Source organism: Cytobacillus horneckiae, assembly GCF_002835735.1.
Taxonomy (GTDB): Bacteria; Bacillota; Bacilli; order Bacillales; family Cytobacillaceae; genus Cytobacillus; species Cytobacillus horneckiae.
In genome coordinates, this window is record NZ_PISD01000080.1 from 1 (window position 1) to 1,571 (window position 1,571).

Below are 1,571 nucleotides of genomic sequence, written 5' to 3' on the forward strand. Positions count from 1 at the left end.
AAAGATAAGAAAGTATAAAAATTTGGGTCTACCACAGTCATTTAAGCTGTGGTATTTTCATTTTATGGAGACCAATATATTGAGAAGAATATTTTTTGATAAACACCAACATTGGGAAGCTTTCAAAAGAAAACACGGTGCTAAAATCCGCCCTATCGTAATTAAGGAGGTTGAGAAATTTCGAGATTGTGGGGATATCAAAAATGGATTTAAGTTATTTGTGTGTGAAGGTTGTCATGATGTGCGAAAGGTTCCTTACCGATGTAAAGGTCGATTTTGTACCACGTGCTCTGTTGGAGAAAGTGAAGAATGGAGTAGGTTACTTACTGAAGATGTTCTTCAGGTTAATCATCGGCACGTAATTTTTACGATTGATGAAGGACTAAGAGATGTATTTCTCCTTCACCGACATCTATTAAAAGATTTAATGGATGCTTCTGCAAGACTACTTACTGACTTCTTCAAAAAGAAAGCAAAGGTAACACCTGGGATTATTGCTGGACTCCACACTTTTGGTTCAAGGGTCAACTTCAATCCTCACGTACATATGTTAGTTACAATGGGTGGATTAACAGAAAAAGGAGAATGGAAGCAGTATGATTTCTTGCCATTTACGATGCTTCGTAAACAATGGCAAACGGTCGTATTAAAATTAATTAGAAACGGAGTTTCACCAAGAGAAAAGAAAAGAATCCAACCGAGACTTCAAAAGGCGTTCACCAATAATGGCGAAGGCTTCTATGTGTATGCACCTAAACAGAGGGGAAAAATAAAAGAACAACTTCGTTATATTGGCCGTTATATTCGTCGACCAGCGATTGGAATCAATCGGATTGAGGCATATGATGGGCAATTCGTTACGTTCAAATATAAGGATAAAACTGACGGAAAAGACAAATCCGAAACCGTAAGTGTCGAAGAATTTATTTCACGTTTAATTCGCCATATCCCAGACGAGCAATTTAAAACTATTCGGCATTACGGTATGTATTCTAGAAGATCAAAAAACTTGTGTAAAAAAGTGTTGAGTACTTGGCAACAAAAAGCAAGACGTTGGGTTGTAAAAGTTAAGAAAACCTTACGTCGCCAGACGTGGCGTGAAAGAATAGTAGCCAGTGGCAAGAAAGACCCTCTCGTTTGTCAGAGGTGTGAATGTTACTATGAATACAAGGGGGAAGTCTGCCTCGAGGATGGTAAATTAGAAATAAAAGTGGCGTTATGTAAAACAACAAGAGCATATTTAGAAAGGGTGATCAACGATCTCACCGGTATCAAAAACCCGCAAAAAAGGAAAGAAAAAGAAGAAAAATACAACCATAAACCAGTCCAAGAAACAGAGCGTCAACTATGTTTGTTTGGCGTGTCATGAGAAAGAAGAGATTCCTATTAACGTGGTAAGGGATTTCGATTTAATGGATGATGGAGATCCGACAACTCCTCCTATGTTTGCATGTGAAAAATGTGGGGGTGAAATGTATCCTGAGTATTATAAAGGGGTACATGGCATAGAGTACAAATTATCGGATATTCTCTAACCATGAAAAGGACCGGGCTATGCCCGGTTTTTCTTA

At 38.1% G+C, this 1,571-nt stretch carries 1 protein-coding gene; it reads left to right on the plus strand.

Annotation, left to right across the window (positions count from 1 at the left end):
* The first annotated feature begins 64 nt into the window (after positions 1 to 64).
* Positions 65 to 1,369 (plus strand): IS91 family transposase, encoded by a 1,305-nt coding sequence (locus CWS20_RS26155; protein ID WP_072501996.1) that lies wholly within the window; start codon positions 65 to 67, stop codon positions 1,367 to 1,369.
* Positions 1,370 to 1,571 lie beyond the last annotated feature (202 nt).

Excerpts from the sequence above, each read along its gene's own strand:
- CWS20_RS26155 (WP_072501996.1), top strand. The coding sequence starts at position 65 with ATGGAGACCAATATATTGAGAAGAATATTTTTTGATAAACACCAACAT.